General features: G+C 68.4%; 25 protein-coding genes. 17 read left to right on the top strand and 8 right to left on the bottom strand.

The annotated features are described in order from the left end of the window. Positions 1-9: 9 nt before the first annotated feature. The 3 genes from truB to rbfA all read right to left on the bottom strand — a co-directional run bounded on the left by truB (position 10) and on the right by rbfA (position 2,111). Positions 10-915 carry a tRNA pseudouridine(55) synthase TruB gene (gene truB / locus GH815_RS11560; RefSeq protein ID WP_153748931.1) on the bottom strand — a complete coding sequence of 302 codons (906 nt, stop codon included), beginning with the start codon at positions 913-915 and terminating at the stop codon, positions 10-12. 70 nt (positions 916-985) lie between these two features. Continuing rightward, entirely contained in the window at positions 986-1,723 is a 738-nt protein-coding gene (locus tag GH815_RS11555; protein WP_153748930.1) for a phosphodiester glycosidase family protein, read from the bottom strand. Next, on the bottom strand, positions 1,713-2,111 hold the full coding sequence (rbfA, locus tag GH815_RS11550; protein ID WP_153748929.1) for a 30S ribosome-binding factor RbfA: 399 nt from the start codon (positions 2,109-2,111) through the stop codon (positions 1,713-1,715). The genes GH815_RS11555 and rbfA overlap by 11 nt, the downstream gene beginning before the upstream one ends. 82 nt (positions 2,112-2,193) lie before the next feature. Between rbfA and dapB the strand changes: the two genes are divergently transcribed. After that, complete coding sequence (dapB, locus tag GH815_RS11545; RefSeq protein ID WP_153748928.1) at positions 2,194-3,003, top strand: 4-hydroxy-tetrahydrodipicolinate reductase; 810 nt, start codon at positions 2,194-2,196, stop codon at positions 3,001-3,003. A 205-nt stretch (positions 3,004-3,208) separates the two neighbouring features. After that, positions 3,209-3,571, top strand: coding sequence for a dihydrodipicolinate reductase (locus GH815_RS11540; RefSeq protein ID WP_153748927.1), 363 nt, complete (start codon positions 3,209-3,211; stop codon positions 3,569-3,571). 78 nt (positions 3,572-3,649) lie between these two features. On the opposite strand, the gene GH815_RS11535 is transcribed toward GH815_RS11540, so the two are convergent. Further along, the gene (locus GH815_RS11535; RefSeq protein WP_153748926.1) at positions 3,650-3,829 is read right to left on the bottom strand and encodes a DUF1674 domain-containing protein; all 180 of its coding nucleotides are present in this window, start codon (positions 3,827-3,829) and stop codon (positions 3,650-3,652) included. A gap of 73 nt (positions 3,830-3,902) precedes the next feature. Between GH815_RS11535 and GH815_RS11530 the strand changes: the two genes are divergently transcribed. From GH815_RS11530 to GH815_RS11490, 9 genes are all read left to right on the top strand, one after another. After that, positions 3,903-5,183 (top strand): RsmB/NOP family class I SAM-dependent RNA methyltransferase, encoded by a 1,281-nt coding sequence (locus GH815_RS11530; protein WP_153748925.1) that lies wholly within the window; start codon positions 3,903-3,905, stop codon positions 5,181-5,183. A gap of 82 nt (positions 5,184-5,265) precedes the next feature. Further along, positions 5,266-7,059, top strand: a complete 1,794-nt coding sequence (locus tag GH815_RS11525) for a heparinase II/III family protein (RefSeq protein ID WP_407072177.1) — start codon at positions 5,266-5,268, stop codon at positions 7,057-7,059. Positions 7,060-7,062: 3 nt separating this feature from the next. After that, positions 7,063-8,652, top strand: a complete 1,590-nt coding sequence (gene purH / locus GH815_RS11520; protein ID WP_153748924.1) for a bifunctional phosphoribosylaminoimidazolecarboxamide formyltransferase/IMP cyclohydrolase — start codon at positions 7,063-7,065, stop codon at positions 8,650-8,652. 4 nt (positions 8,653-8,656) lie between these two features. Continuing rightward, positions 8,657-9,127 carry a signal peptidase II gene (lspA, locus tag GH815_RS11515; protein ID WP_153748923.1) on the top strand — a complete coding sequence of 157 codons (471 nt, stop codon included), beginning with the start codon at positions 8,657-8,659 and terminating at the stop codon, positions 9,125-9,127. A gap of 53 nt (positions 9,128-9,180) precedes the next feature. Further along, positions 9,181-9,699: a DUF3035 domain-containing protein gene (locus GH815_RS11510; RefSeq protein WP_153748922.1), complete on the top strand. Its 519-nt coding sequence runs from the start codon at positions 9,181-9,183 to the stop codon at positions 9,697-9,699. Between the two features lie 85 nt (positions 9,700-9,784). Next, the gene (locus GH815_RS11505; protein WP_153748921.1) at positions 9,785-11,131 is read left to right on the top strand and encodes a M16 family metallopeptidase; all 1,347 of its coding nucleotides are present in this window, start codon (positions 9,785-9,787) and stop codon (positions 11,129-11,131) included. Between the two features lie 2 nt (positions 11,132-11,133). After that, positions 11,134-12,447: a M16 family metallopeptidase gene (locus GH815_RS11500; protein ID WP_153748920.1), complete on the top strand. Its 1,314-nt coding sequence runs from the start codon at positions 11,134-11,136 to the stop codon at positions 12,445-12,447. Positions 12,448-12,489: 42 nt separating this feature from the next. Continuing rightward, positions 12,490-14,322, top strand: coding sequence for a DNA mismatch repair endonuclease MutL (gene mutL / locus GH815_RS11495; protein WP_153748919.1), 1,833 nt, complete (start codon positions 12,490-12,492; stop codon positions 14,320-14,322). Next, positions 14,319-15,506: a DNA recombination protein RmuC gene (locus GH815_RS11490; protein WP_153748918.1), complete on the top strand. Its 1,188-nt coding sequence runs from the start codon at positions 14,319-14,321 to the stop codon at positions 15,504-15,506. Before mutL ends, GH815_RS11490 begins: the two co-directional genes overlap by 4 nt. 3 nt (positions 15,507-15,509) lie before the next feature. On the opposite strand, the gene GH815_RS11485 is transcribed toward GH815_RS11490, so the two are convergent. Further along, positions 15,510-16,163 (bottom strand): ChrR family anti-sigma-E factor, encoded by a 654-nt coding sequence (locus GH815_RS11485; RefSeq protein WP_153748917.1) that lies wholly within the window; start codon positions 16,161-16,163, stop codon positions 15,510-15,512. Positions 16,164-16,176: 13 nt separating this feature from the next. Continuing rightward, the gene (locus GH815_RS11480; protein WP_153748916.1) at positions 16,177-16,830 is read right to left on the bottom strand and encodes a sigma-70 family RNA polymerase sigma factor; all 654 of its coding nucleotides are present in this window, start codon (positions 16,828-16,830) and stop codon (positions 16,177-16,179) included. Positions 16,831-16,984: 154 nt separating this feature from the next. Between GH815_RS11480 and GH815_RS11475 the strand changes: the two genes are divergently transcribed. The 6 genes from GH815_RS11475 (at position 16,985) to GH815_RS11450 (ending at position 21,971) form a co-directional block, all read left to right on the top strand. Further along, a complete protein-coding gene (locus GH815_RS11475) occupies positions 16,985-18,283 on the top strand; it encodes an NAD(P)/FAD-dependent oxidoreductase (RefSeq protein ID WP_153748915.1) in 1,299 nt (432 codons plus the stop codon). After that, the gene (locus GH815_RS11470; protein ID WP_153748914.1) at positions 18,280-19,044 is read left to right on the top strand and encodes a DUF1365 domain-containing protein; all 765 of its coding nucleotides are present in this window, start codon (positions 18,280-18,282) and stop codon (positions 19,042-19,044) included. Before GH815_RS11475 ends, GH815_RS11470 begins: the two co-directional genes overlap by 4 nt. Beyond that, complete coding sequence (locus tag GH815_RS11465; RefSeq protein WP_153748913.1) at positions 19,044-20,276, top strand: MFS transporter; 1,233 nt, start codon at positions 19,044-19,046, stop codon at positions 20,274-20,276. Before GH815_RS11470 ends, GH815_RS11465 begins: the two co-directional genes overlap by 1 nt. Next, positions 20,273-20,836: a DUF3833 domain-containing protein gene (locus GH815_RS11460; protein WP_153748912.1), complete on the top strand. Its 564-nt coding sequence runs from the start codon at positions 20,273-20,275 to the stop codon at positions 20,834-20,836. The genes GH815_RS11465 and GH815_RS11460 overlap by 4 nt, the downstream gene beginning before the upstream one ends. Continuing rightward, positions 20,833-21,573: an SDR family NAD(P)-dependent oxidoreductase gene (locus GH815_RS11455; protein ID WP_153748911.1), complete on the top strand. Its 741-nt coding sequence runs from the start codon at positions 20,833-20,835 to the stop codon at positions 21,571-21,573. Before GH815_RS11460 ends, GH815_RS11455 begins: the two co-directional genes overlap by 4 nt. 74 nt (positions 21,574-21,647) lie before the next feature. Further along, the gene (locus tag GH815_RS11450) at positions 21,648-21,971 is read left to right on the top strand and encodes a DUF3775 domain-containing protein (RefSeq protein WP_153748959.1); all 324 of its coding nucleotides are present in this window, start codon (positions 21,648-21,650) and stop codon (positions 21,969-21,971) included. Between the two features lie 9 nt (positions 21,972-21,980). On the opposite strand, the gene GH815_RS11445 is transcribed toward GH815_RS11450, so the two are convergent. Further along, positions 21,981-23,126 (bottom strand): saccharopine dehydrogenase C-terminal domain-containing protein, encoded by a 1,146-nt coding sequence (locus GH815_RS11445; protein ID WP_153748910.1) that lies wholly within the window; start codon positions 23,124-23,126, stop codon positions 21,981-21,983. Further along, a complete protein-coding gene (locus GH815_RS11440; RefSeq protein ID WP_153748909.1) occupies positions 23,123-24,187 on the bottom strand; it encodes a saccharopine dehydrogenase in 1,065 nt (354 codons plus the stop codon). Before GH815_RS11440 ends, GH815_RS11445 begins: the two co-directional genes overlap by 4 nt. Positions 24,188-24,322: the final 135 nt, after the last annotated feature.

Raw genomic sequence — 24,322 nt, 5'->3', positions numbered from 1 at the left:
CCGCCCGGCTCAGTCCAGAAAGACCCGGTGCGGGTGCAATTCCCCCGCCTTGTAGATCCCGACCGCAACCGCCTGCCCGTCGAGCGAGGCCCAGGCCTCGTCGCCATACTCCGCCTCGGAGGTCAGCACGATCCCGGGATTGCCGTTGCGCAGCCGCGCAGCCCCCTCGGCCGTGGTGCGCAGTTCGGGCAGGTCGGCCAGCCCGTCCTCCAGCGGGCGCAAATGCTCGTCCAGCGCGGGGGTCTTCGCCAGCGATTCGATCAGCTCCATGCTGATCCCGTCCTCGGCGTCGAAGGGTCCAGACCAGACCCGCCGCAACGCGGTCACATGACCCAGGCAGCCCAGCAACTGCCCCAGATCGCGCGCGATGGACCGGACATAGCCGCCCTTGCCGCAGATCATTTCCAGAACGACATGATCGGCATCGGGCCGCTCGACCATGTCCAGGCTTTCGACATAAAGCGGGCGGGGCGCGATCTCGACCTCCTCGCCCGCGCGGGCCAGCGCATAGGCGCGCTCGCCGTCGATCTTGACGGCCGAGAATTGCGGCGGCACCTGCGCGATATCGCCGACAAAGCCCGTCAGGGCCGAGCGGATCTCGGCATCCGTGGGCCGCTCGTCCGAGGTTGCGATCACCTCGCCCTCGGCATCGTCGGTATTGGTCGCGATCCCGAACCGCACGGTGAAGCGATAGGCTTTCAGCGCATCGGTTATATAGGGCACCGTCTTGGTCGCCTCGCCCAGCGCCACGGCCAGAACGCCGGTTGCCGCCGGGTCCAGCGTGCCCGCATGACCCGCCTTCTTGGCGCCGAAGGCCCAGCGCACCTTGTTCACCACCGCGTTCGAGGTGATCCCGGCAGGCTTGTCCACCACCAGCCAGCCCGAAATGTCGCGTCCCTTGCGGCTGCGTCCCAAGCCCGTCGCTCCCGAAATGTTGCAAGACCCGCCTGCTAGCGAAGCCCGCGCGCGCCGTCAACGCGCCGCGTCAGCGGTTGGCATCCACCACGGCGCCGATGATCGGCCCCATCGGCAGGCCGATATCCGCCCGCCCCAGCCCCGGCGCATGCAGCCGCGAGATCTTGCCGTCGAGATACAGCGCATTCGGCGTGCCCAGCACATCGCGAAACAGCCGCCCGAATTCATGGAACGTCACCGGCCGGTCGGAAATCGCAAAGACCGCCAGCCCGTCCTGCGTGACGCCGACCCCGTTGCGCACGAAGCGCGAGTCGCTGTCGACCAGAAACCGCGGATGCAGCTTGCCCCCGATCACCAGCATCGGCCCCGATTGCGTGGCAAAGCGGCACTCGGGCGGATCGGCCAGATAGGCGCGCGTCTCGATCACCCGCGCGACACCATCGCCCAGACACAGGATCCCGTTCGGCAGCATCCCGAAATTGCCCGGCCCCGCGCTGGCCACCGCAGGCGCCAGTTCCTCGCCATTCTCGACATAGAGGCCGACGGGGCTCCGGTCGGGGTGATACATCCCCCCGTTCATCGCAAAACCCAGCGTCTTGCCCTCGGTCGCCAGCAACCGCTCGACCCGGACGAAACTGCCCAGAACCGCCCCATCCGGCCCCAGCCGGAACAGCCGCAACTCGGTCTCGGCCGGATCGGCGGTGCAGACGACGTAGCCGCGACTTTCATGGCTGATGCGTTCGCAAAACGCCTGCGCCATCCCGGGCAGCAGCAGGGCCAGCAGGACAGCGGCCGCCCTAATCCTCATCGGATTCGGGCGCGGCGGTATCGCGGCGCACGATGTCCTGCGCCAGCAGCCGCCGCGTCTCGTCCATCCGGTCAAAGGTCTCGTCCAGGGCAAAGCGAAGTTCGGGGGCGAATTTCAGCTCCAGCCTGCGCGCCACCAGCCGCCGCAACTCGCTGCGGTTGCGCCGCAGGGCGGCCAGCGCCAGCTCGGCACCGCGCCCGCCCAGCGGCAGCACGAAGGCGGTGGCAACCTTCAGATCGGGCGAGGTGCGCACCTCGCCCACCGTGATCGACATGGCGTTCAGTTCGGGATCGTGCACGTCGCCGCGCGCCAGAACTTCGGACAGCGTGCGGCGGATCAGTTCGCCGACGCGAAGCTGCCGTTGCGAGGGGGCGGAGGATCGTGACATGGCACCGATCTAGGCGATGGCAGGCACTTTGCCAAGCGGGCGCGAACCGGCTAAACCGGCGCAAAGACGCATGGAGGGCGAAATGGCGGACCTGCCGGGCATCGTGATCATGGGCGCGTCGGGCCGGATGGGCCAGATGCTGGCCCAGACCGTTCTGCAAAGCGACAAGGCCCGCCTCGTCGGCTGCGTCGAACGGCCCGGCCACCCCTGGATCGGTCGCGACATGGGCGAGGCGATGGGCAGCGCGCCGCTCGGCCTGTGCTTGACCGACGACGCCATCGCCGCGATTGCGCGCGCCCAGGCCGTGATCGACTTCACCACGCCCGAGGCGACGGTCGCCACCGCCACCCTGACCGCCCAGGCCCGCGCCGTGCATGTGATCGGCACCACCGGCTTCGGACCGGACCACCTGCAACGGATCAAGGCCGCCGCGCGCCATGCCGTGATCGTGCGGGCCGGCAACATGAGCCTCGGCGTCAACCTGCTGGTGCAACTGACCCGCAAGGTTGCCGCCGCGCTCGATGCCGATTTCGACATCGAGGTGGTCGAGGCGCATCACCGCCACAAGGTCGACGCCCCCTCGGGCACCGCGCTCATGCTGGGCCAGGCCGCGGCCGAGGGGCGCGGCGTCGCGTTGTCCGAGATGTCCGAACGCGGCCGCGATGGCATCACCGGCGAACGCGCGCGCGGCGCCATCGGGTTTTCCGCGATCCGGGGCGGCGACATCGTGGGCGAACATGACGTGATCTTTGCGGGGATGGGCGAACGGATCGTGCTGCGCCATGTCGCGACCGACCGCGCGATCTTTGCCCGCGGCGCGCTGCGCGCAGCCCTCTGGGGGCAGGATCGCAAGCCCGGCGAATACGACATGCTGGACGTGCTGGGGCTATAGGCCGGGCGCGCCCTGCCCCCTGGTCTTCTTCTGGCTCCAAATATCCCGGGGGAGACGCCGCGACAGCGGCGGCGGGGGCAGCGCCCCCTTTTGCCCGCCCGGCGAAAGCGGTTCCGAACCCGGCCCTCGACGATTCATCCGATGGCAACAGTTCTGCGTAACAGTCACGGCACCGAGCCAGTCAGAACGACACCGGAGAAACGCGATGAAACGCGCAACCTTGCTCGCCTCAGCGGCGCTGGCCATGCTGGCCGCCGCACCCGCCTCCGCCGAGGGGTTTCGCCCGGTCGAAAGCCGGTCGGGATTCGTCAGTCTCGTGGATGGCAAGACCCTCAAACGCCTTGGAATCAACCTTGCAGTGACGCCCGGCGGTGAAATCCGCGGTCAGGCCTTCGGGCAGCGCGTCACCGGGGCCTGGCGTTGGGATGGCAGGTATTTCTGCCGCGATCTCAAGTTCGGAGCGCGTGATCTGGGCCCGAATTGCCAACTTGTCCTGGTCAATGGCCGGACGGTGCGATTCATTGCCGACAAGGGCAGGGGCGATCACGCGGATCTGAGGATCGAATAGCGGCGCAAAACACGCGCCCGGCACATGCGCCCCGCCTGCCCGAACGGTCGGCGGGGCGTTTCCATGTAGGCCGCCCGCTCAAAAATCGACCGCGATTCCCTTTCTTTCCCAATCCCCATAACGCACCGGTTCCGGACCGTCGCGGCCACCCAGTTCGCGCGGCATGTCCTGCGCGCGGGCCGCCTTGCGCCGCTCTTCGGCCTCTTGCAGGGCGCGGATCGCGGCGGGCGGCAGGTCTTTCGGGGCTGTGTCGGTCATTGCGGGGCCTCCTTGCCGGGTCGCGTCCCGTGATATACCCCGGCCCCGGCAGGGAACAAGCAGGACCAGGGCGATGGGCGATACCGGAGACAGCGCGCGGCGCGCGGCCTTGCAGCTTCTGGCCGGGGTTCTGGACGAGCACCGCACCCTGGCCGAACTGGCCGGGCCCGAGGGGCCGCTTGGCGCGCTGGGTCCGTCGGACCGGGCGCGCGCGCAGCGGCTTGCAAGCGCCACGCTGCGCCATCTGGAGCGTGCCGACAGCTTGCTGAAACCGCATCTGCGCAAGCCGCCGCCCCCCGCGCTGCGTGCGATCCTGCGGCTGGCCATTGTCGAGATGCTGGAGGAGGGCGCCGCCCCGCATGGCGCGGTCAATGCCGCGGTGACGCTTGCGCGGTCCGGGCAGCGCACGCAGGCGATGGCGGGGCTGGTCAATGCGGTGCTGCGCAAGCTGGCCGATACCCCGCGTGCCGAATGGCAGGCGCTGCCGCCGCAACGCCTGCCCGGCTGGCTGCGCGGGCGTCTGGACAGTGCCTGGGGCCGCGCCGCCGTCACCGGGATCGAGGCGGCGCATACCGCGGGTGCGCCGCTCGATCTGACGCCGAAGGATGGCGATGCGGCCGCGCTGGCCGGGCTGACGGGGGGCGTCGCGCTGCCCACCGGGTCGGTGCGGCTGGCCACGCCGGGGCAGGTTTCGGCCCTGCCCGGTTACGCGACCGGCGCATGGTGGGTGCAGGATGCTGCCGCGGCGCTGCCTGCCAGGATCCTCGCCCCGCGTCCCGGGGAACGGGTCTTCGACCTGTGCGCCGCGCCGGGGGGCAAGACGCTGCAACTGGCCGCTGCGGGGGCCCAGGTGACGGCGGTGGACGTTTCCGCGGCGCGGATGGCGCGGGTGGCCGAGAACCTGGCACGCACCGGGCTGGCGGCCGAGCTTGTGACCGCCGATCTGCTGGACTGGACCCCGCCCGCCCCCGCCCAGGCGATCCTGCTGGATGCGCCCTGTTCGGCCACCGGCACGATCCGCCGCCACCCCGACCTGCCCTTTGCCAAGGATGCCGCCGCGATCAAGCCGTTGTTCGCGATGCAGGCACAGATGATCGACCGGGCGCTGTCCATGCTTGCACCGGGCGGGCGGCTGGTCTTCTGCACCTGCTCGCTTCTGCCCGAGGAAGGCGAGGCGCAGATCGAGGCCGCGCTGGCGCGTCACCCCGCGATCGCCGCCCGCGCGCCCGAGGCGCCCTGGATCGAGCCCAACTGGCGCACCGCCCATGGCGCGCTGCGATTGCGCCCCGATTTCTGGGCCGAGCGCGGCGGGATGGACGGGTTCTATATCGCCTGTCTTGTCCGGACCGGCTGAGAGGGTTTTCGCCGGTGACAGCGCAGGCGCCCGCCGGTATTGTCCCGCCGCAGGCCCAAGGCCCAAGAGCAGACCCCAACCGATGGCAGACGCCCTGAAAAGCGATCCCCCGCCCCGGCGGCGCGGCGCGACGATGAACCACCTTCAGGCGCGGCTGTGTGCGCTGTCGCGCGCGGCGGCGGGTATCGCGTTGCAACCCGAGCCGCGCTCGATCGGCAGTTTCGCGCGCGGGCGGCAGCTTTGCGCGGGCACGTTCCTGTTCGCGGGCGGTCTGGTCGAGGCGCCCGACACCCCGATCTGGGATATTGCCATGCCCTCGGCGCGCTTTGCCGAGGATGTGCATGGCTTTGCCTGGCTTGACGATCTGGCCGCCGCGGGCGACGGGACGGCGCGCAGGCGGGCGCAGGACTGGACGCTTGCCTGGATCGACCGGTTCGGGCGCGGGCGTGGGCCGGGCTGGGCGCCCGATCTGGCCGGGCGGCGGCTGATCCGCTGGCTGCACCACGCGCTGATGCTGCTGAACGGGCTGGACCCGGCCCGGTCAGGGGCCGTGTTCCGGTCCCTTGCCCAGCAGACGCGGTTCGTTGCCCGCCGCTGGAAAAGCGCCGATCCCGGCCTGCCGCGGTTCGAGGCGCTGACCGGGCTGGTCTATGCCGGTCTATCGCTGAAGGGGATGGAGGGGCAGCTTGCCCCGGCGCTGAAGGCGCTGGAACGGGAATGCGACCGCGAGATCGGCGAGGGCGGGGGGCTTGCCTCGCGCAATCCCGAGGAATTGCTCGAGGTCTTTACGCTGCTGACCTGGGCCGCGGCCGCGCTGACCGCTGCCGGGCGCGAACCTCTGCCCGGCCATCGCGGCGCGATCGCCCGCATTGCGCCGACGCTTCGGGCGCTGCGCCATGCCGATGGCGGGCTGGCGCGGTTTCATGGTGGCGGGCGCGGGGCCGAGGGGCGGCTTGACCAGGCGCTGGCCGAGGCAGGCGTCAAGCCGCGCCCGGTGCGCGGGCTGGCGATGGGCTATGCACGGCTGTCCGCGGGACGGACCACGGTGATCGTGGACGCCGCCCCGCCGCCCGTCACGGCAGGGGCGCATGCCTCGACGCTGGGGTTCGAACTGACCTCGGGCCGTCGGCCGGTGATCGTCAATTGCGGTTCGGGCGCCGATCTGGGGGCCGAGTGGCGCCGGGCCGGGCGGGCGACGGCCTCGCATTCGACGCTGGGGGTCCGGGGCTTTTCGTCCTCGCGCCTTGCGCCGGGGGTCCGGGGCGGCAGCCCGGCCCCCCTGGCCGAGATACCCAGGACCGTCGAGTTCCGCGCCGAAAGCGGGACCACCGTTCACAACCTGACCGTCTGGCATGACGGCTACGGGCCGACCCACGGGCTGACCCATGTGCGCCAGCTGATGCTGGCCTATGACGGGCGGGCGCTGTCGGGCGAGGATACGCTGGCGGCCTTTACCGATGCCGAGCGCGCGGCCTTCGACCGCATGATGGGCCGCAGCGGCGGCGAGGGCATCGCCTTCGATATCCGGTTCCACATCCATCCCGATGTCGATGTCGAGATCGACATGGGCGGCGCGGCGGTGTCGCTGGCCCCGAAAAGCGGCGAGATCTGGGTGTTCCGCCATGATGGGGCGGCCGAGTTGCAGCTTGTGCCCAGCGTCTATCTGGAAAAGGGCCGCGCCGGGCCGCGCGCGACGAAACAAATCGTTCTCTCTGCCCGCGTGATGGATTATGCGAGCCTCATCACATGGACCCTGGCCAAGGCCCAGGATGGCAGCACCGCGCCCGCTCCGCGCGACCTCGGGCAAGAGGACGAGGCAGAGCAGGACTGGGTGCTGCCATGGGCGCGGCGGGACCGACCTGACCACGAAGGATAGACCATGACCGATCTGGTGCCCCTGCGCCGCGCGCTGATTTCCGTTTCCGACAAGGCGGGCCTTGTCGAGCTTGGCCGGGCGCTGGCCGCGCGGGGGGTGGAACTGCTGTCCACCGGCGGCACGGCGCGCAGCCTGCGCGAGGCGGGGCTGGGGGTGATCGACGTTGCCGACGTGACCGGTTTCCCCGAGATGATGGATGGCCGGGTCAAGACGCTGCACCCGATGGTGCATGGCGGGCTTCTGGCGCTGCGCGACAACCCTGCCCATGTCGCCGCGATGGAAAGCCACGGGATCGGCGCGATCGACCTTCTGGTGGTCAATCTCTACCCGTTCGAGGAAACCGTGGCCGCGGGCGGCGATTATGCCGAGTGTATCGAGAATATCGACATCGGCGGCCCGGCGATGATCCGGGCGGCGGCAAAGAACCATGCCTTTGTCAACGTGGTCGTGGATACCGAGGATTACGCCCCCCTGCTGGCCGAGCTTGAGGCCAATGGCGGGGCGACGACGCTGGCCTTTCGGCAGGCGCTGGCGCAGCGGGCCTATGCGCGGACGGCGGCCTATGATGCGGCGGTGTCCGGCTGGATGGCGGGCGCGCTGGGCAAGACGGCGCCGCGGCGCCGCGCCTTTGCCGGGACGCTGGCCCAGACGCTGCGCTACGGCGAGAACCCGCATCAGCGCGCGGCCTTCTATGTCGACGGCTCGGACCGGCCGGGCGTGGCCACAGCGACCCAGTGGCAGGGCAAGGAACTGAGCTACAACAACATCAACGACACCGATGCGGCGTTCGAACTGGTCAGCGAGTTCCTGCCCGCCGATGGCCCGGCCTGCGCGATCATCAAGCACGCCAACCCGTGCGGCGTGGCCCGTGGCGCGACGCTGGAAGACGCCTATCGCCGCGCCTTTGACTGCGACCGGACCTCGGCCTTTGGCGGGATCGTGGCGCTGAACAGCCGCCTTGATGCGGTGACCGCACAGGCGATCTGCGAGATCTTCACCGAGGTCGTGATCGCGCCTGCCGCCGACGATGCGGCCAAGGAGATATTTGCCGCCAGGAAGAACCTGCGCCTGCTGACCACCGGGGGTCTTGCGAACCCGGCCGCGCCGGGGCTGGCATTCCGGCAGGTTTCGGGCGGGTTTCTGGTGCAGGACCGCGACAATGGCCGGCTTTCCCGCGCGGATCTGAAGGTGGTGACGAAACGCCCGCCGTCCGAGGCCGAGATCGCCGACATGCTGTTCGCCTGGACGGTCGCCAAGCATGTGAAGTCGAACGCCATCGTCTATGTAAGGGACGGCGCGACCGTGGGCGTCGGTGCGGGCCAGATGAGCCGGGTGGACAGCACCCGCATCGCCGCGCGCAAGGCGCAGGACATGGCCGAGGTGCTTGGCCTTGCCGCCCCGCTGACGCACGGATCGGTTGTCGCGTCGGACGCCTTCTTCCCCTTCGCCGACGGTCTGTTGACCGCGGCCGAGGCGGGGGCGACGGCCGTGATCCAGCCCGGCGGGTCGATGCGCGATGACGAGGTGATCGCAGCCGCGGACGAGGCAGGGCTGGCGATGGTCTTTACCGGCATGCGCCACTTCCTGCACTGACGCGATGCGCCTGCTTGCCATCATCACGGCGCTGGTCTTCGCGCTGGACCAGGCGACCAAACTCTATGTCGTGCAGGTTCTGGGCCTGGCCGAGCGGCTGCGCATCGACGTGGTTCCGCCCTATCTGAACCTTCGGATGGCGTGGAATCGCGGGATGAATTTCGGGCTTCTGTCGAATGACGGCGATCTTGGCCGCTGGCTGCTGATCGGCGTGGCGCTGGCGATCTCGGCGGGGGTGACACTTTGGCTGGCGCGCGGGCCGCAGCGGCCCGTCGCGCTGGTTTCGGGCGGGTTGCTGGTGGGCGGCGCGCTGGGCAATGTGGTCGACAGGCTGGTCTATGGCGCGGTCGCGGACTTCCTGAACATGTCCTGCTGCGGGATCGAAAATCCCTATGCATTCAACGTCGCCGATATCGCGATCTTCGCGGGGGCCCTGGGACTTGTGGTCTTTACTGGCCGCGACAAGACCCCGTGACGCCGCCCGAGCCTTGCGCTAAAGAGGGCGGGACCGGACGGAGGGACAGGCGTATGCGATCCGCGCGCATGGTGGTTCTTGGGGTGCTGATGGCCGCAACGCTTGCGGCGTGCAGCCGTGACAAGACGCCCGAACTGATGAACCTGCGCAAGCCGAACCGCGGCCCGGACGAATTCGCGATCCTGCCCGGCAAGCCCTTGGAAATGCCGCAGGACTTTGCCCAGCTTCCGCTGCCGACCCCGGGCGGGCCGTCGCGCACCGATCCCACGCCCGAGGCCGACGCGATCGCGGCGCTGGGCGGCAACGCGGCGCGCGCCGTGCCGGGCGATGCGGGTCTGATGGCGCATGCCACGCGCTTTGGCGTCAGCCCCACGATCCGCCAGACGCTGGCCGCCGAGGATCTGGAATACCGCCGCCAGAATGACGGGCGGCTTCTGGAGCGCTGGTTCAACGTCAACGTCTATTACAAGGCGTATCGCAAGCAATCGCTTGACCAGCATGCCGAACTGGAACGCTGGCGGGCCGCAGGCGCGCGCAACGTGGGCGCCCCGCCCGAAGGCGTGACGCCCTAGCGGCTCACAACTCCGTGCCGCGTGCTTGAAAAAGCCGGCGCTCCGCGTAGCTTGAGCGGAACCTTTCGCGCAAGGACTGGACCCGATGCACGCGATCCGACTGGCGTTTGTGGCGCTTCTGCTGACGGCCCTGCCGCTGCGGGCCGAGACTGTGGCATCCTTTACCCTGGACAATGGCCTTGAGGTCGTGGTGATCGAGGATCATCGCGCCCCGGTGGTCGTGCAGATGGTCTGGTATCGCGTTGGTGCCGCCGACGAACCGCCCGGCAAGTCCGGCATCGCGCATTTTCTGGAACACCTGATGTTCAAGGGCACCGAGACGCTGGCCCCCGGCGAATTCTCGGCCATCGTGCAGGCCAATGGCGGGTCCGACAACGCCTTTACCTCGTGGGATTACACCGCCTATTTCCAGCGCGTCGCGGCCGACCGGCTGGGCCTGATGATGCAGATCGAGTCCGACCGCATGGCCAATCTGCGCCTTGCCGCAGAGGATGTGCTGACCGAGCGCGACGTGATCCTTGAGGAACGCAACCAGCGCACCGAGAACGACCCCGGCGCACTGTTTTCCGAACAGCGCCGCGCCGCGCAGTTCCAGAACCACCCCTATGGCATCCCCATCATCGGCTGGCGCCACGAGATCGAGGGGCTGACCAAGGCCGATGCGCTGGACTTCTACGAAACCTACTACGCGCCGAACAACGCGATCCTCGTGGTGGCGGGCGATGTGACGGTGGACGCGGTGCGCGCGCTGGCCGAGGAACATTACGGCACGCTCGCCCCTTCCGAGGCCCTGCCCGAGCGCATCCGCCCGCAGGAACCGCCGCAACGGGCCGAGCGGCGCCTGACCTTTGCCGATCCGCGCGTGGGCCAGCCCTATGTTCTGCGTACCTATCTGGCGCCCGAACGCGACCCCGGCGCACAGGAAACCGCCGCTGCCCTGACCTATCTGGCCGAGATACTGGGCGGCGAGGGGGCGAATTCGGTTCTGGGCGACAAGCTGCAATTCGACACGCAGACCGCGATCCACAGTTCGGCCTTCTATGACGGGCTGTCGCTGGACGCGACGACCTTCGGTCTGGTCGTGGTGCCCGCGCCGGGTGTCACGCTGGCCGAGGCCGAGGCGGCATTGGATGCCGCGCTGGCCGAGTTCCTGGAGGAAGGCATCGATCCCACCCTGTTCGAAACGCTCAAGATGCGCACGCGGGCGGCCGAGATCTATGCGCTGGACAGCGTTCAGGGCCGCGCGCGGCGCTATGGGGCGGCGCTGGCCTCGGGGCTGACGGTGCAGGATGTGCAGGACTGGCCTGCGATCCTTCAGGCGGTGACGCCCGAGGATGTGATGGCCGCCGCCCGCGCGGTCCTGAACCGCGACAATGCGGTGACCGGCTGGCTGGAACGCCCGGCCGAAAGCCGCAGCGAGGTAAGCCAATGAGCATGATCCGTCTTTTCGCGCTTGCCGGTCTGGTGCTGTGGCTGGCGCTGCCTGCCCGCGCCGCCATCGAGATCCGCGAAGTCACCTCGCCCGGCGGGATCGGCGCATGGCTGGTCGAAAGCCACGATATCCCCTTCGTCGCGCTGGAAATCCGGTTCCGCGGCGGCACCAGTCTGGATGCGCCGGGCAAGCGCGGGGCGGTCAACCTGATGACCGCACTGCTTGAGGAGGGCGCGGGCGAGATGGATGCGCGTGCCTTCGTGCGGGCCCGCGACGCGCTTGCGGCCTCGTTCCGGTTCAGCGCGGGCAGCGACTCGCTGTCGGTCTCGGCCCGGATGCTGACAGAGACCCGCGACCATGCTGTTGCGCTGCTGCGTCAGGCGCTGCACGCCCCGAGATTCGATGCCGACGCGGTAGAGCGGGTGCGGGGGCAGGTGCTCGCCTCGATCCGTTCCGATGCGCAGGATCCGGCGACCATCGCTTCGCGCACCTTTGACCGGCTGGCCTTTGGCGATCATCCCTATGGCAGTTCGATCGACGGGACCGAGGAAAGCGTTGCAGCCCTGACCCGCGAAGATCTGATCGAGGCGTATTCCCGCAGCATCGCGCGCGACCGCATCTATGTTGCCGCCGCCGGCGATATCACCGCAGAGGAACTGGGCGTTCTCCTTGACGCGCTGTTCGACGGGTTGCCCGAGACCGGCGCACCGATGCCCGAAACGGCGGAATACCTGCTTTCTGGCGGGCTGACCGTCGTACCATTCGACACGCCGCAATCGGTCGCGGTATTCGGGCATGAGGGGATGGAACGCGACCATCCAGATTTTTTTGCCGCCTTCGTAATGAACGAAGTTCTGGGTGCGGGCGGCTTCGAATCGCGCCTGATGAAGGAGGTTCGCGGCAAGCGCGGGCTGACCTATGGCGTATATTCCTATCTCTACCCGATGGATTCCGCCGCGCTCGTGCTGGGGCAGGTGGCATCCGCCAACGACAGAATTGCCGAGGCGATTTCGGTGATCCGGGACGAGTGGGCGAAGATGGCCACGGACGGCCTGACCGAGCAGGAGCTTGATGACATCAAGACCTATCTCACCGGGGCCTATCCGCTGCGCTTTGACGGCAATGCGCCCATCGCGCGCATTCTTGTCGGCATGCAGATGGAGGGGCTGGGCATCGACTATGTCAACAGCCGCAACGACAGGATCATGGCGTTGACGCTGGAGGATGTGCGGCGTGTGGCGGGCGAGTTGCTGCAACCGGACAGGCTGCATTTCGTTGTGGCGGGACAGCCCGAGGGGCTTGAGACGACCAACTGATCCCTGTGGCAGAATCGGGGTGGTCGTGCTAACCCTTGTGGGATGAACTCGCCCAACCCCAATATAAGCGCCAACCTGCCGCGGATACGCCAGCTTGACGAGGCCGCGGTCAACCGTATCGCGGCGGGCGAGGTGGTCGAACGCCCGGCCTCGGCGGTCAAGGAACTGCTCGAGAACGCGCTGGACGCGGGCGCGCGGCGGATCGAGGTGGCGGTTGCCCATGGCGGCAAGAGCCTGATCCGCGTCACCGATGACGGCCACGGCATCCGCGCGGGCGATCTGCCGCTGGCGCTGGCCCGGCATGCGACCTCCAAGATCGACGGCTCGGACCTGCTGAACATCGCAAGCTTCGGCTTTCGCGGCGAGGCGCTGCCCTCGCTGGGGGCGGTCGGGCGGCTGACCATCACCAGCCGCGCGCCGGGCGAGGCGGCCGCGCGGATCGCCGTTTCGGGCGGACGGATGGGGCCGGTCACGCCCGCCGCCCTGACCCGCGGCACGGTGGTCGAGTTGCACGACCTGTTCTTTGCCACCCCTGCCCGGCTGAAATTCCTGCGTTCCGACCGCGCCGAGGGGCAGGCGATTGCCGATGTGATCCGGCGGCTGGCCATGGCCGAACCCTTTGTGGCGTTCACCCTGCGCGATGTCTCGGACGGGGGCGAGGGGCGCGTGATCTTTCGCGCCGATGCCGAGACGGGCGATCTGTTCGACGCGATGCGCGGGCGGCTGGCGCGTGTGCTGGGGGCCGATTTCGCCGAGAACGCGCTGCGCATTGACGCCCGGCGCGAGGGCGTATCGCTGCTGGGCTATGCCGCGCTGCCGACCTATTCGCGTGGGGCGGCCGTGGCGCAATACCTGTTCGTCAATGGCCGCCCGGTGCGGGACAAGCTGCTGATCGGCGCGCTGCGGGCCGCCTATGCCGATTTCCTGTCGCGTGATCGTCACCCCGCGGCGGCGCTGTTCGTCGAATGCGATCCGACCTTCGTCGATGTGAACGTCCACCCCGCCAAGGCCGAGGTACGTTTTCGCGAGCCGGGGCTGGTGCGGGGGTTGATCGTGTCCGCCCTGCGCCATGCGCTGGCCGAGGCCGGGCACCGCGCCTCCAGCACGGTTGCGGGGGCAACGCTGGGCGCGCTGCGGCCCGAACCGGTGGCCCCGCGCCCCTATCAGATGGACCGCCCCGGCCCCCGCGCGATTGCTGCGGCCTTTGCCGCACAGGCGCCCGCGCCGCTCTCGCCCGGTCTGGCCGAACCCTCGGCCCGGTTCGAGGCGACCGAGCCTGCGCCCGAAGCCGAAGCCCTGCCGCTGGGGGCTGCGCGGGCACAGCTCCACGAGAATTACATCATCGCCCAGACCGAAACCGGGTTTGTCATCGTCGATCAGCATGCCGCGCATGAACGGCTGGTCTATGAGCGGCTGAAACGCCAGATGGCCGAGACCGGCATCGCGGCACAGGCGCTGCTGATCCCCGAGATCGTCCAATTGTCCGAAGACGATGCCGCGCGGCTGATCGACCATGCCGCCACGCTGGCCCGGCTTGGCCTGAGCGTCGAGCCCTTCGGCCCCGGCGCGGTGGCGGTGCGCGAAACCCCGGCCCTGCTGGGCGAGGTGAATGCGGGCGCGCTGATCCGCGACATCCTGGACGAACTGGCCGATCTGGGCGACAGCCAGACCCTGCAAGCCCGGATCGAGGCGATCCTCAGCCGCGTCGCCTGTCATGGCTCGATCCGCTCGGGGCGGCGGATGCGGGTGGACGAGATGAACGCGCTCCTGCGCGAGATGGAGGCGACGCCCCATTCCGGGCAATGCAACCACGGCCGGCCGACCTATGTGGAATTGCGGCTGGCCGATATCGAAAGGCTGTTCGGGCGGCGATGATCCAGATCGGCAAGGATATCGTGATCGGCGGGCGGACCTATGGCTGGGACGATCCGGCGGTGATCGGCGCGGGGGGCATTGCGGCGCTGGTGATCCTGGTCGTCACGCTTCTGATCCTTGCTGTGCGCCGGGCCGGGCAGTCGGCGGCGCTGGCGGAACCCCTGATCTATCAGATGGACCAGTTGACCCGCCGGGTGGAGGCATTGGGCGAAGGCCAGCACCGGCTGGCGGGCGGTCTGACCCATGTCTCGGAGGCGCAGGCGGCGAGCCAGGCCAACATGCTGCGGCTGATGGAGGCGCGGCTGTCGCAGGTCACCGAGCAGATGAACCAGAACCTCGAAGGCGCCTCGCGGCGGACGGCGCATTCCCTGGGGGAATTGCAGCAGCGGCTGGTGACGATCGACAAGGCGCAGGCCAATATCGAAAAGCTGTCCGGCGATGTGCTGTCCTTGCAGGACATCCTGTCGAACAAGCAGACCCGCGGCGCATTCGGCGAGATCCAGTTGCACGACATCGTCGGCAAGGCGCTGCCGAAGGACAGTTACGGGATGCAGGTCACGCTGTCGAACGGCAAGCGGGCGGATTGCCTGATCCACCTGCCCAACCCGCCCGGTCCCATCGTGATCGATTCGAAATTCCCGCTGGAAGCCTATGAGGCGCTGCGGCGGGCGGAAACCCAGTGGGAACTGAACGAAGCGGCGAAGCAATTGCGCGTCTCGGTCCGGGCGCATATCCGGGCGATTTCCGAGAAATACATCCTAGAGGGCGAAACCGCCGATGGCGCGCTGATGTTCCTGCCCTCCGAGGCGGTCTATGCCGAACTGCACGCCAATTTTCCCGAACTTGTCCGCGAGGGGTTCGAGGCGCGGGTCTGGATCGTTTCGCCCACCACCTGCATGGCGACGCTGAACACGATGCGCGCGATCCTCAAGGATGCGCGGATGCGCGAACAGGCGGGCGCGATCCGCAAGACGCTGAAGCAGTTGCACCGCGATGTGGAACTGGTGGTCGAGCGGGTGGGAAAGCTGAACACCCATTTCGGGCAGGCGCGGGCCGATCTGGAAAGCATCGGAACCGCCGCCGAACGGGCGGGCAAGCGCGCCGCCCGGCTGGACAATTTCGACTTCGAGGATCTCGAAACCGATGCGCCCCGCGTCGTCGCGCTGGGCAAGCCTGCCGAGTGACGCCTAGATCCCGATGAAGGGCTGGGCGATCCGCGGCAGCAGGCCCGAGAATTTCAGCGGCGCATCGGTGGCCACAAGGCAGATGCAGTCGGGGCCGGGTGCTGCGACCGGGGTGTGCTTGAGATCCTCGTTCGCCACCTCGACATCGCCCGGGCCGTAATAGCCGTCCTCGTCATGGAACGCGCCTTGCAGGACCATCGTCAGTTCCATCCCCGCATGGCCATGGTCGGGCATCGCCGCCCCGGCGGGGATATAGAGAAGCCGCACGCTTGCATCCCGTGCGGTCGGCAGTACCGCCTGCCGCAGCTTGCCGCCGAGCGAGCGCCATTGCACGGCATCGACATCGCCACCCACATAGTCGCGCAGGGGTTTCGGGAACAGGCCCCGGGTTTCGGGGGCGGCCTCGATCCGCGCCTCGGCGGGCATTCCGGCGATCAGGCGCATCGTGGCGGCGAAACTGTCCTCGGACATCGCGCATTCGGGCGCGTCCTCCAGCACCGCGCCGCCGACCGCCTCGAAGCTGGCCAGACGCGCGCGGCACTCGTCGCACATCGAGATGTGGGTCGCCACGACCAGACTGAACGCCTCGGGCAGGTTGCCCGCGGCATAGGACATCAGAAGCGCATCGGTCAGGTGGTGGGTGATCGTGGTGCTCATGGGTACTGTCTTCTCACTGCATCTCTTGGCGCAGACGCTCCAGCGCCAGGCGTATCCTCGACTTGATCGTGCCAAGGGGCAGGCCCGTCTCGGCGGCGATCTCGCTGTGCGAAAGTTCCCCGAAATAGGCCCTTTCGATCAGCACTCTCTGGTTCTCGGGCAGCGCGGCAAGCGCGCGGCCCAGCAATTCGCTTTCCTGTTGCAGGGCGATGGTTTCGGACTGGTCGGGCTCGTGCTCCGGTCCCCAGGTCAGATCCTCGGGCTCCGGGCGGCGCTGCTTTCTCAGCGCGTCGATCCGTCGGTTCCGGGCGATGGTAAAGACCCAGGTCGCCACGCTCGCCCGTTCCGGGTCGAACAGTTGCGCCTTGTGCCAGACCGTCGCCATCACCTCCTGCGCACACTCCTCGGCAAGGGACGAATCCGCCCCGGATTTCATCAGGAACGCCTTCACGCGCGGGGCGAAATGGGCGAACAATTCGGCAAAGGCTGCCTGATCCTTGTCGGATCGCACCCGCTCCACCAGCCGCACCCAGCGCGCATCGGACGTCTGTCTTTGGTTCACGACCCTCGCCTCGATCAATCGCAACGCACCCTTCGATGCGGCAGGATAGGCCCTGTCCGAAGGGGCTGCATCCGATTTTTCGAAGGCACAAGCGCCGTTCAACATGACTTGAGTACGCGCCGGAACGGCAAGCGGATCACTTGACTGCCGAAAAAAGCGTCGGAACGCCCATTCCGGCCGCCGCGTTGCGGCAGACGCAACTGGACACGGGCGGGGCCGGGACCATATGCAACCGACGGACAGTGCAGGAGCAGATCATATGCCATTCGAAACCGCCGCGGGCGCCCCCCGCCGCATTGCCGTGATCGGTGCCGGGATCTCGGGTCTTGGCGCGGCGCATTTGCTGGCTGCGGATCACCGCGTCATCCTGTTCGAGGCCGAGCCGCGGCTGGGCGGGCATGCGCGCACGGTGCTGGCGGGCAAGCGGGGCGATCAGCCGGTCGATACCGGCTTCATCGTGTTCAACTATGTCAACTACCCGATGATGACGCGGCTGTTCGACGAGCTTCAGGTGCCGGTGGCGAAATCCGACATGAGTTTTGGCGCCTCGCTCGATGGTGGGACGTTCGAATACGGGTTGCGCGATCTCAAGGCGGTCTTCGCCCAGCCCTCGAACGCGCTGAACCCGAAATTCCTGGGCATGCTGCGCGACGTGATGAAGTTCAACGCCAACGCGCTGAAGGTCGCACGCGCCCATCCCGACGCCACGATCGGCGAGTTCCTGTCGGCGCTGGGCACCGGCGAGTGGTTCCGCGACCGCTACCTGCTGCCGCTGTCGGGCGCGATCTGGTCGACGCCGGTGCAGGGCATCCTGGATTTCCCGGCGCATGCGATGATCCGCTTCTTCGAGAACCACGCGCTGCTCAGCCACAAGGGCCAGCACCAGTGGTACACGGTGCGCGGCGGGTCCATCGAATATGTCCGCAGGCTGGAAGCCGCGCTAGCGGGCCAGGGCGTCGAGATTCGCACCGGAACCCCGGTCGAGGCGGTGCGCCGGATCGAGGGCGGGGTCGAGATCCGCGCCAGGGGGGCCGAATGGGCGGTGTTCGACGAGGTCGTGTTCGCCACCCATTCCGACGACACGCTGGCGATGCTGGCCGATCCCAGCCCCGAGGAACGCGCCGCCCTTGGCGCGGTGCGCTACCAGCCGAACGATGCGGTGCTGCATTCCGATACCGGCCTGATGCCGAAGCGGCGCGGGGCCTGGGCAAGCTGGGTCTATACCGAGGATCGCGGCCAGCGCGCCGACCGGATCGACCTGACCTACTGGATGAACTCTTTGCAGCCGATCCCCGAAAGCGATCCGCTGTTCGTCACGCTGAACACCCGCCGGACGATCCGCGAGGAACTTATCCACGATCAGGTCACTTTCCGCCATCCGGTCTATGATCTGGCCGCGCTTGCGGCGCAGGCCCGCATCCGCGAGATGAACGGGGCGAACCGTACCTGGTTCTGCGGCGCCTGGATGCGCAATGGATTCCACGAGGACGGGCTGGCCAGTGCGCATGCCGTCGTCGAGGCGATGAAGCGGCGCGAACACGAGACGGTGGCGCCATGACCGCTGTTGTCGAACATGTCCGCGGCACGACCTTTCACCAGCGGCGCGGCAAGGTGGATCACAAGCTGCGCCATTCGGTCGATTACGTCCTTTACGATGCCGAGGCCCCTGCGCCGAAACGCCCGCGCCTGTTCTCGCTCAATCGGCGCAACATCATGTCGGTCTGGGACCGCGACCATGGCGGGCCGTGGGGACAGGGGCGCGGCGCGGAATGGGTGCGCGAGGTGCTCAAGGCGCATGACCTGTTCTCGGCCAAGGGGCGGCTCGAACTGCTGACCCTGCCGCGCGTGCTGGGGGCCGAGTTCAACCCGGTCAGCTTCTGGCTGTGCTACGGCAAGGACGAGACGCTGCGCGCGGTGATCGCCGAGGTGAACAACCCCTGGCGTGACCGCCATTCCTATCTGTGCCGCCATGCCGACCAGCGCCCGATCGAGCCATCGGACATCCTGACGGCGGTCAAGCTGTTCCATGTCTCGCCCTTCCTGCCGATCGAGGGGGGCTATCGCTTCCGCTTCGACATCCGGCCCGACAAGGTCGGGATCTGGATCGATTATTCCGCGAATGGCGAAGAAGGGCTTTACGCCACGCTGACGGGGCCGCGCCGACCGCTGAGAAACCGGCATATCCTGACGGGCCTGGTCCGGCGGCCCTTTGGCTCGATCCGGGTGCTGAGCCTGATCTACTGGCACGCCCTGCGGCTGAAGCTGAAGGGCGCGCGCTACCGCACCCGCCCCGAGCCCCCGGCCAAAGAGGTCAGCTGATGGCCGGGGCCGCGCCGCTTTCGGGCTATGCGGTGTTTGCCGCGCTTCTGGCCTCGGCGGGGCTGCCGATCTACATTCACGCGCCGAAATTCTATGTCGACGAATACGGCGTCAGCCTTGCGGCGCTGGGCGCGGTGCTGTTCGGACTGCGGCTGTTCGACGTGGTGCAGGATCCGGCGCTGGGCTGGCTGTCGGAACGGCTGCGCCGGGCGCGGGGGCTGGCGGTGGCGGGCGCCGTGGCGCTGCTGGCGGGCTCGATGTGGGCGCTGTTTGCCGTGACGCCGCCCGTGGCGCCGCTGCTGTGGTTCGGGCTGACGCTGACCGGGCTGTTCACCGCCTTCAGCTTTCTGACCATCACCTTCTACGCGCAGGGCGTATCGCGGGCCGGGCAACTGGGCGCGGGCGGGCATGTCCGCATCGCGGCCTGGCGCGAGACCGGCGCGCTGCTGGGGGTCAGCGCGGCGGCGGTCGCGCCTACGCTGCTGATCGGGACCGGCGCGCCCTTTGCGGCCTTTGCCGCAGGGTTCGCCGGGCTTGCGCTGGTTGCCGCACTGGCGATGCGCCGCGAATGGCGCCTGCCCGCCGCCGCGCAGGAGGGCGGTTTCCGCGAGGTTCTGGCCGATCCCGTGGCGCGGCGGCTGCTGGTCGTGGCGCTGGTCAATGCCACACCCGTTGCCGTGACCTCGACGCTGTTTCTGTTTTTCGTCGAAAGCCGGCTGGCCGCCCCGGGATGGGAGGGGCCGCTTCTGCTGCTTTTCTTTCTGTCGGCGGCGGCCTCGGCGCCGGTCTGGGGCCGGGTCGCGCGCATCTGGGGCGCGAAGCGCACGCTGATCGGGGGCATGATGCTGTCGATCCTTGCCTTCGCCTATGCCGCCTTTCTGGGCGCGGGCGACATCCTGCCCTTTGCGCTGATCTGCATCGCCTCGGGCGCGGCGCTGGGGGCCGACATGACACTGTTGCCCGCGATCTTTGCCGGGCGCATGGTCCATGTGGCGCCGAATGCGGGCCGGGCCTTCGGGCTGTGGACCTTCGTTTCGAAATTCACCCTGGCCTTTGCGGCGGTGACGCTCTTGCCGCTGTTGCAGCGTGCGGGCTTTGCCGCCGGGGCCGACAACCCGCCGGGCGCATTGGTGACGCTGAGCGTGCTTTATGCCCTTGTGCCCTGCGCCCTGAAACTGTTGGCGATCGCGCTTCTGGCTGCGACGCCCCTGACCCGGGAGACGGACCGATGAGTTTTTTCCTGGCCTTCGTTCTTGGTGCGCTGGCAGTCCTCGCGCTGGCTATCCTGCGCGGGCGGATGCTGGCCTTTCCGGCCCAGAAAGCCGGGGATTATGCCGCCAAGACCCCCGAATTCGACATCCGCCGCCATATCAACGGCCCGATCCTGTGCGAGGGCGTGATCTATGGGCCGACGGGCCGCGTCGCCTCGCGTTTCGTGGCCGATTTCGAGGCGCGGTGGGAGGGCAATGCCGGTACCATGACCGAGGAATTCCGCTATGACAGCGGCGCGACGCAAAGTCGGCGCTGGGCCTTCACGCTGGGCAATGACGGGCATATCCGCGCACAAGCGCCCGATGTGGTCGGCTATGGCGAGGGCTGGCAAAGGGGATCGGCAGTGCATCTGCGCTATCGCATCCGCCTGCCCGAGGATGCGGGCGGCCATGTGCTGGACGTGATCGACTGGATGTATCTGATGGAGAACGGCACGATCATGAACCGCAGCCAGTTCCGCAAGTTCGGCATTCCCGTTGGCGAACTGGTCGCGACCATGCGTCCCAAAGGTGCCGCATGAGCGACTGGGCCGGCAGGCGCTACTGGATCGTCGGCGCAAGCGAGGGGCTGGGCCGTGCGCTTGCCGAACAACTGAGCGCGCTAGGGGTGGAACTGGTGCTCAGCGCCCGGACTGCGGGGCGGCTGGACGCGCTGGCCGCATCGCTGCCCGCCCGCGCCCAGGTGGTGACGATGGATGTCTCCGACAGCCAGTCCGTGCGCGATGCCTTTGCACAGGTCGGCGATATCGACGGCATGGTGTTTCTGGCCGGTGTCTACTGGCCGCAGCCCGCCCAGGCCTGGAATGCCGACGAGGTCGAGGCGATGTGCGACATCAACTTCACCGGCGCGGCGCGGGTGCTGGGGCAGGTCGTGCCGCATTTCGTCGCGCGCGGGCGCGGCCATATCGTTCTGACCGGCAGCCTGTCCGGCTTTCGCGGCCTGCCCGGCGCCATCGGCTATTGCGCGTCCAAGGCGGGGCTGATGTCGCTGGCCGAAAGCATGTATGCCGATCTGCGCGGCAGCGGCATCAAGGTGCAACTGGTCAATCCGGGCTTCATCCGCACGCGGCTGACCGACAAGAACGATTTCGCGATGCCCTTCATCATGGACCCGGACCCGGCGGCGCGGATCATGGTCGAACACATGATGACCGACAGGTTCTCGCGCAGCTTTCCCACACTATTCTCGTGGCTGTTCCGGCTGTCGCAATTCCTGCCCGAGGGGCTTTATTACCGGATTTTCGCGCCCAGACGCTGAGCAAGGCTTGTGCATCGGGCGGGGGCGGGCGAAACTGGCGGGAAGTTCGGAGGAAACAGCCCGTGATCAACGACCTGCTTGAGATAAGCCCGCGCAAGGTGGTGCAGGTAATCTTCTATGCCCGCGAAAAACGCATGGCCGAGGCCGAATTGCGCGCCTTCATCGGGGCGATGAACGAGGACGAAAAGGCCAGCCTGGTCGCGCTGACCTGGATCGGGCGGGAGACCTTCGATCCCGAGGATCTGGCCGAGGCGGTCGAGACCGCCAAGGCCGAGGCGACGACGCCGACCGAGGATTATCTGGTCAACATGCCGCTCTTCGCCGATTACCTCGAGGCCGGGCTGGACGCGCTGGGCATCAATCCCACCGACCTTGAGGAAGATTTCTTCGACCGCTGAGCGCGGGCTTCAGCCCGTGCGGTGATCGACGACTTGCAGATGCTGGGCCAGCCCGGCGACCTCGTCCATCCAGCGGGCCAGAAGCGGCGGTTCATGCGGCGCGGCGCTGATGCCTGCGGGGATCTCGCGGCTCAGCACCGCCTCGACCGCCAGCGCCACCGGCACCGAGACCAGCCGCGCCATCGCGCTGCCGCGCGCATCGCCCCAGGCATCCATCGCATAGGTCTTGTGATAGACCGTCTCGCCCGCCCGGGTGACATGCAGCGTGACGCAAAGCACCACGCGGTCGGGCTCGTCCGGGGCATAGGCGTTCTGGGCCCAGAGCCGTTCCGACAGCGCGACCAGCGCCGCCTCGCCCTCTGGCCCTTGGGCGGCGGCTATGGTGTCGAAGACATCCGCCCAGGCGTCGGCCCAGCCGTCCAGCCGCAGCGTGCCGCGCACGAAATCGCGTATCTGCCAGTCCGGCTCGAAGCCGTATTGCGCCATGAAGGGCAGCGAATCGCGGTTCGGATAGACCTCGAATGTCTCGGGCCGGGGCAACGGCGCCTCGTAGCGGCCGAGCGCATCCCAGGGCCGCAGGGCCGAGAATTCCGCGCCGTCGCGGATCGAGCGCGAGGGCGAGCGCAGCGCGCGCAGCACGCCCAGCGGCGACCAGCTGAACTTGTAGCGAAAGGCATTCGGCTGTTTCGGGATGCCGCCGCAATAGGACAGGAAGCCGAAGATGTTGTCCGGCGCATGGGCGCCCGAGGCGCGGTAATCGGCCATCAGCCAATGCGCCATCAGATGGTCGATGCCGGGATCAAGCCCGACCTCGTTGACCAGCGCCACCCCGGCGGCGCGCGCCGCATCGTCAAGCGCGCGCATCTCGGGCGAGATGTAGCTTGACGTCACCAGATGCGCGCCATGGCGGATCGCCAGTTCGGCCAGCGGCACATGCCGGTCGGCGGGCAGCATCGAGACCACGACATCGCCCGGCCGCAGCACCGCGGCCAGCGCGCCCATGTCGAAGGCGCGGATGTTGTCGGTCAGATCGCCCACCGCGTCGCGCGCCTTGTCCGTGGTCCGGTTCCAGACCGTCACCGGATGGCCCGCCGCGATCAGCCTCCTCAGCCCCGGAATCGCCGAAAGCCCCGTTCCGCACCAGTGAATCGTCATGCCCGTTCGTTCCTTATCCCGCTGATGTGACTTTGGAAAACCGCATGCGCGCGGCCCCAGACCCCGGCTTGCAGATCATGCAGCCCCAGCAGCGAGGGCAGCAATTGCGCAGCATAATCCTGCGAGGATTCGACCGGCAGCATCGAGGGCAGGTTGTCGATTGCGGTCACATCGAGCGGCGGCGCGTCATGGACCCGGATCGCGGGTTCCTGCCAGTCGGTCGCGCGGTCATAGACCTTGATCGGCGAGAAATCCGAACCGGGATCGCAGGCAATGTCGCCGATCACGGACAGGCGGCGGGGGGCCTGTGGCGCGTGTTCGGGCACGAAGACCGGCGTGCCGGGCATCGCGAGGATGCAGTTGAGAAGGATCTCGTGATTGAGGATTTCGGGGAAGGGGCCGCCATGGGCGGTTTCGGCCATGTCCCAGGGCGTGACCTCGACACCCATCGCGCGGCAGAGGTCGCTGGCGCCTGTCCCGACCCGGCCCAGCGCGCCGATCACGATGGCGCGCGGGCGGCCAAGACCCGCAAGCGCCGCGCCCAGTGCCGCGCGCAGGTCTTGGGAACCGGCATGCTTGCCGACGGGCCCGGCGATGCCGCCGCGTTGCTGCGCGGCCCAGCAGATCAGGCTGACCGCCGCCCCCGCATAGCCCGCCCAGTAGCCAAAGGCCGCCACCCGCCGCCCGCCCTCGTCCACCAGATATTCCAGGTCGTATAGCATGCCGCCCCCCGCCGCGAAGCGGTCGAGCAGCACGCGGCCCGCCGCCTGGCCCTTGAAGGCATGGCCGAACATGATGTGGCGGTGGGGCAGGGGCGTGCCGTCCTCGGGCAATTCCTTGAGGCCGAAGATGATGGCGTCGTCCGGCGCGTCGGGCCAGGAATGGGCGGCGACGATCTGACAGCCCGCCGCCTCGTAGCCCTCGATGGGGATCGCGCGGACGGGGCTTTGCTCGATGCTGACGCGGGCGCCGGCTTCGACCAGCGCCCGCGCGCCCTCGGGCATCAGCCCCACCCGTTCCTCGTTCGGCCGCTGCTCGGCCCTGACCCACAGATGCGTCATCGGTCCCCCGTTCGGTTCGCCGCCGGTCTAGGCCATGGCGCGGGCCGGGCCAAGGGGCCGTGCCGTTACGGCAGGCTTGCGCAATCTGTCGCGGCGGCGTGCATCCTGCGCAATTTCCTAACCTTTTGCTTGACC

Source organism: Rhodovulum strictum (assembly GCF_009649175.1).
Taxonomy (GTDB): domain Bacteria; phylum Pseudomonadota; class Alphaproteobacteria; order Rhodobacterales; family Rhodobacteraceae; genus Rhodovulum; species Rhodovulum strictum.
This window is presented reverse-complemented; position numbering and strand designations above follow the sequence as displayed.

Coding starts and splice junctions, on each gene's coding strand:
- GH815_RS11555 (WP_153748930.1), bottom strand. CDS start 1,723: ATGAGGATTAGGGCGGCCGCTGTCCTGCTGGCCCTGCTGCTGCCCGGG.
- rbfA (WP_153748929.1), bottom strand. CDS start 2,111: ATGTCACGATCCTCCGCCCCCTCGCAACGGCAGCTTCGCGTCGGCGAA.
- dapB (WP_153748928.1), top strand. CDS start 2,194: ATGGCGGACCTGCCGGGCATCGTGATCATGGGCGCGTCGGGCCGGATG.
- GH815_RS11540 (WP_153748927.1), top strand. CDS start 3,209: ATGAAACGCGCAACCTTGCTCGCCTCAGCGGCGCTGGCCATGCTGGCC.
- GH815_RS11535 (WP_153748926.1), bottom strand. CDS start 3,829: ATGACCGACACAGCCCCGAAAGACCTGCCGCCCGCCGCGATCCGCGCC.
- GH815_RS11530 (WP_153748925.1), top strand. CDS start 3,903: ATGGGCGATACCGGAGACAGCGCGCGGCGCGCGGCCTTGCAGCTTCTG.
- GH815_RS11525 (WP_407072177.1), top strand. CDS start 5,266: ATGGCAGACGCCCTGAAAAGCGATCCCCCGCCCCGGCGGCGCGGCGCG.
- purH (WP_153748924.1), top strand. CDS start 7,063: ATGACCGATCTGGTGCCCCTGCGCCGCGCGCTGATTTCCGTTTCCGAC.
- lspA (WP_153748923.1), top strand. CDS start 8,657: ATGCGCCTGCTTGCCATCATCACGGCGCTGGTCTTCGCGCTGGACCAG.
- GH815_RS11510 (WP_153748922.1), top strand. CDS start 9,181: ATGCGATCCGCGCGCATGGTGGTTCTTGGGGTGCTGATGGCCGCAACG.
- GH815_RS11505 (WP_153748921.1), top strand. CDS start 9,785: ATGCACGCGATCCGACTGGCGTTTGTGGCGCTTCTGCTGACGGCCCTG.
- GH815_RS11500 (WP_153748920.1), top strand. CDS start 11,134: ATGATCCGTCTTTTCGCGCTTGCCGGTCTGGTGCTGTGGCTGGCGCTG.
- mutL (WP_153748919.1), top strand. CDS start 12,490: ATGAACTCGCCCAACCCCAATATAAGCGCCAACCTGCCGCGGATACGC.
- GH815_RS11490 (WP_153748918.1), top strand. CDS start 14,319: ATGATCCAGATCGGCAAGGATATCGTGATCGGCGGGCGGACCTATGGC.
- GH815_RS11485 (WP_153748917.1), bottom strand. CDS start 16,163: ATGAGCACCACGATCACCCACCACCTGACCGATGCGCTTCTGATGTCC.
- GH815_RS11480 (WP_153748916.1), bottom strand. CDS start 16,830: ATGTTGAACGGCGCTTGTGCCTTCGAAAAATCGGATGCAGCCCCTTCG.
- GH815_RS11475 (WP_153748915.1), top strand. CDS start 16,985: ATGCCATTCGAAACCGCCGCGGGCGCCCCCCGCCGCATTGCCGTGATC.
- GH815_RS11470 (WP_153748914.1), top strand. CDS start 18,280: ATGACCGCTGTTGTCGAACATGTCCGCGGCACGACCTTTCACCAGCGG.
- GH815_RS11465 (WP_153748913.1), top strand. CDS start 19,044: ATGGCCGGGGCCGCGCCGCTTTCGGGCTATGCGGTGTTTGCCGCGCTT.
- GH815_RS11460 (WP_153748912.1), top strand. CDS start 20,273: ATGAGTTTTTTCCTGGCCTTCGTTCTTGGTGCGCTGGCAGTCCTCGCG.
- GH815_RS11455 (WP_153748911.1), top strand. CDS start 20,833: ATGAGCGACTGGGCCGGCAGGCGCTACTGGATCGTCGGCGCAAGCGAG.
- GH815_RS11445 (WP_153748910.1), bottom strand. CDS start 23,126: ATGACGATTCACTGGTGCGGAACGGGGCTTTCGGCGATTCCGGGGCTG.
- GH815_RS11440 (WP_153748909.1), bottom strand. CDS start 24,187: ATGACGCATCTGTGGGTCAGGGCCGAGCAGCGGCCGAACGAGGAACGG.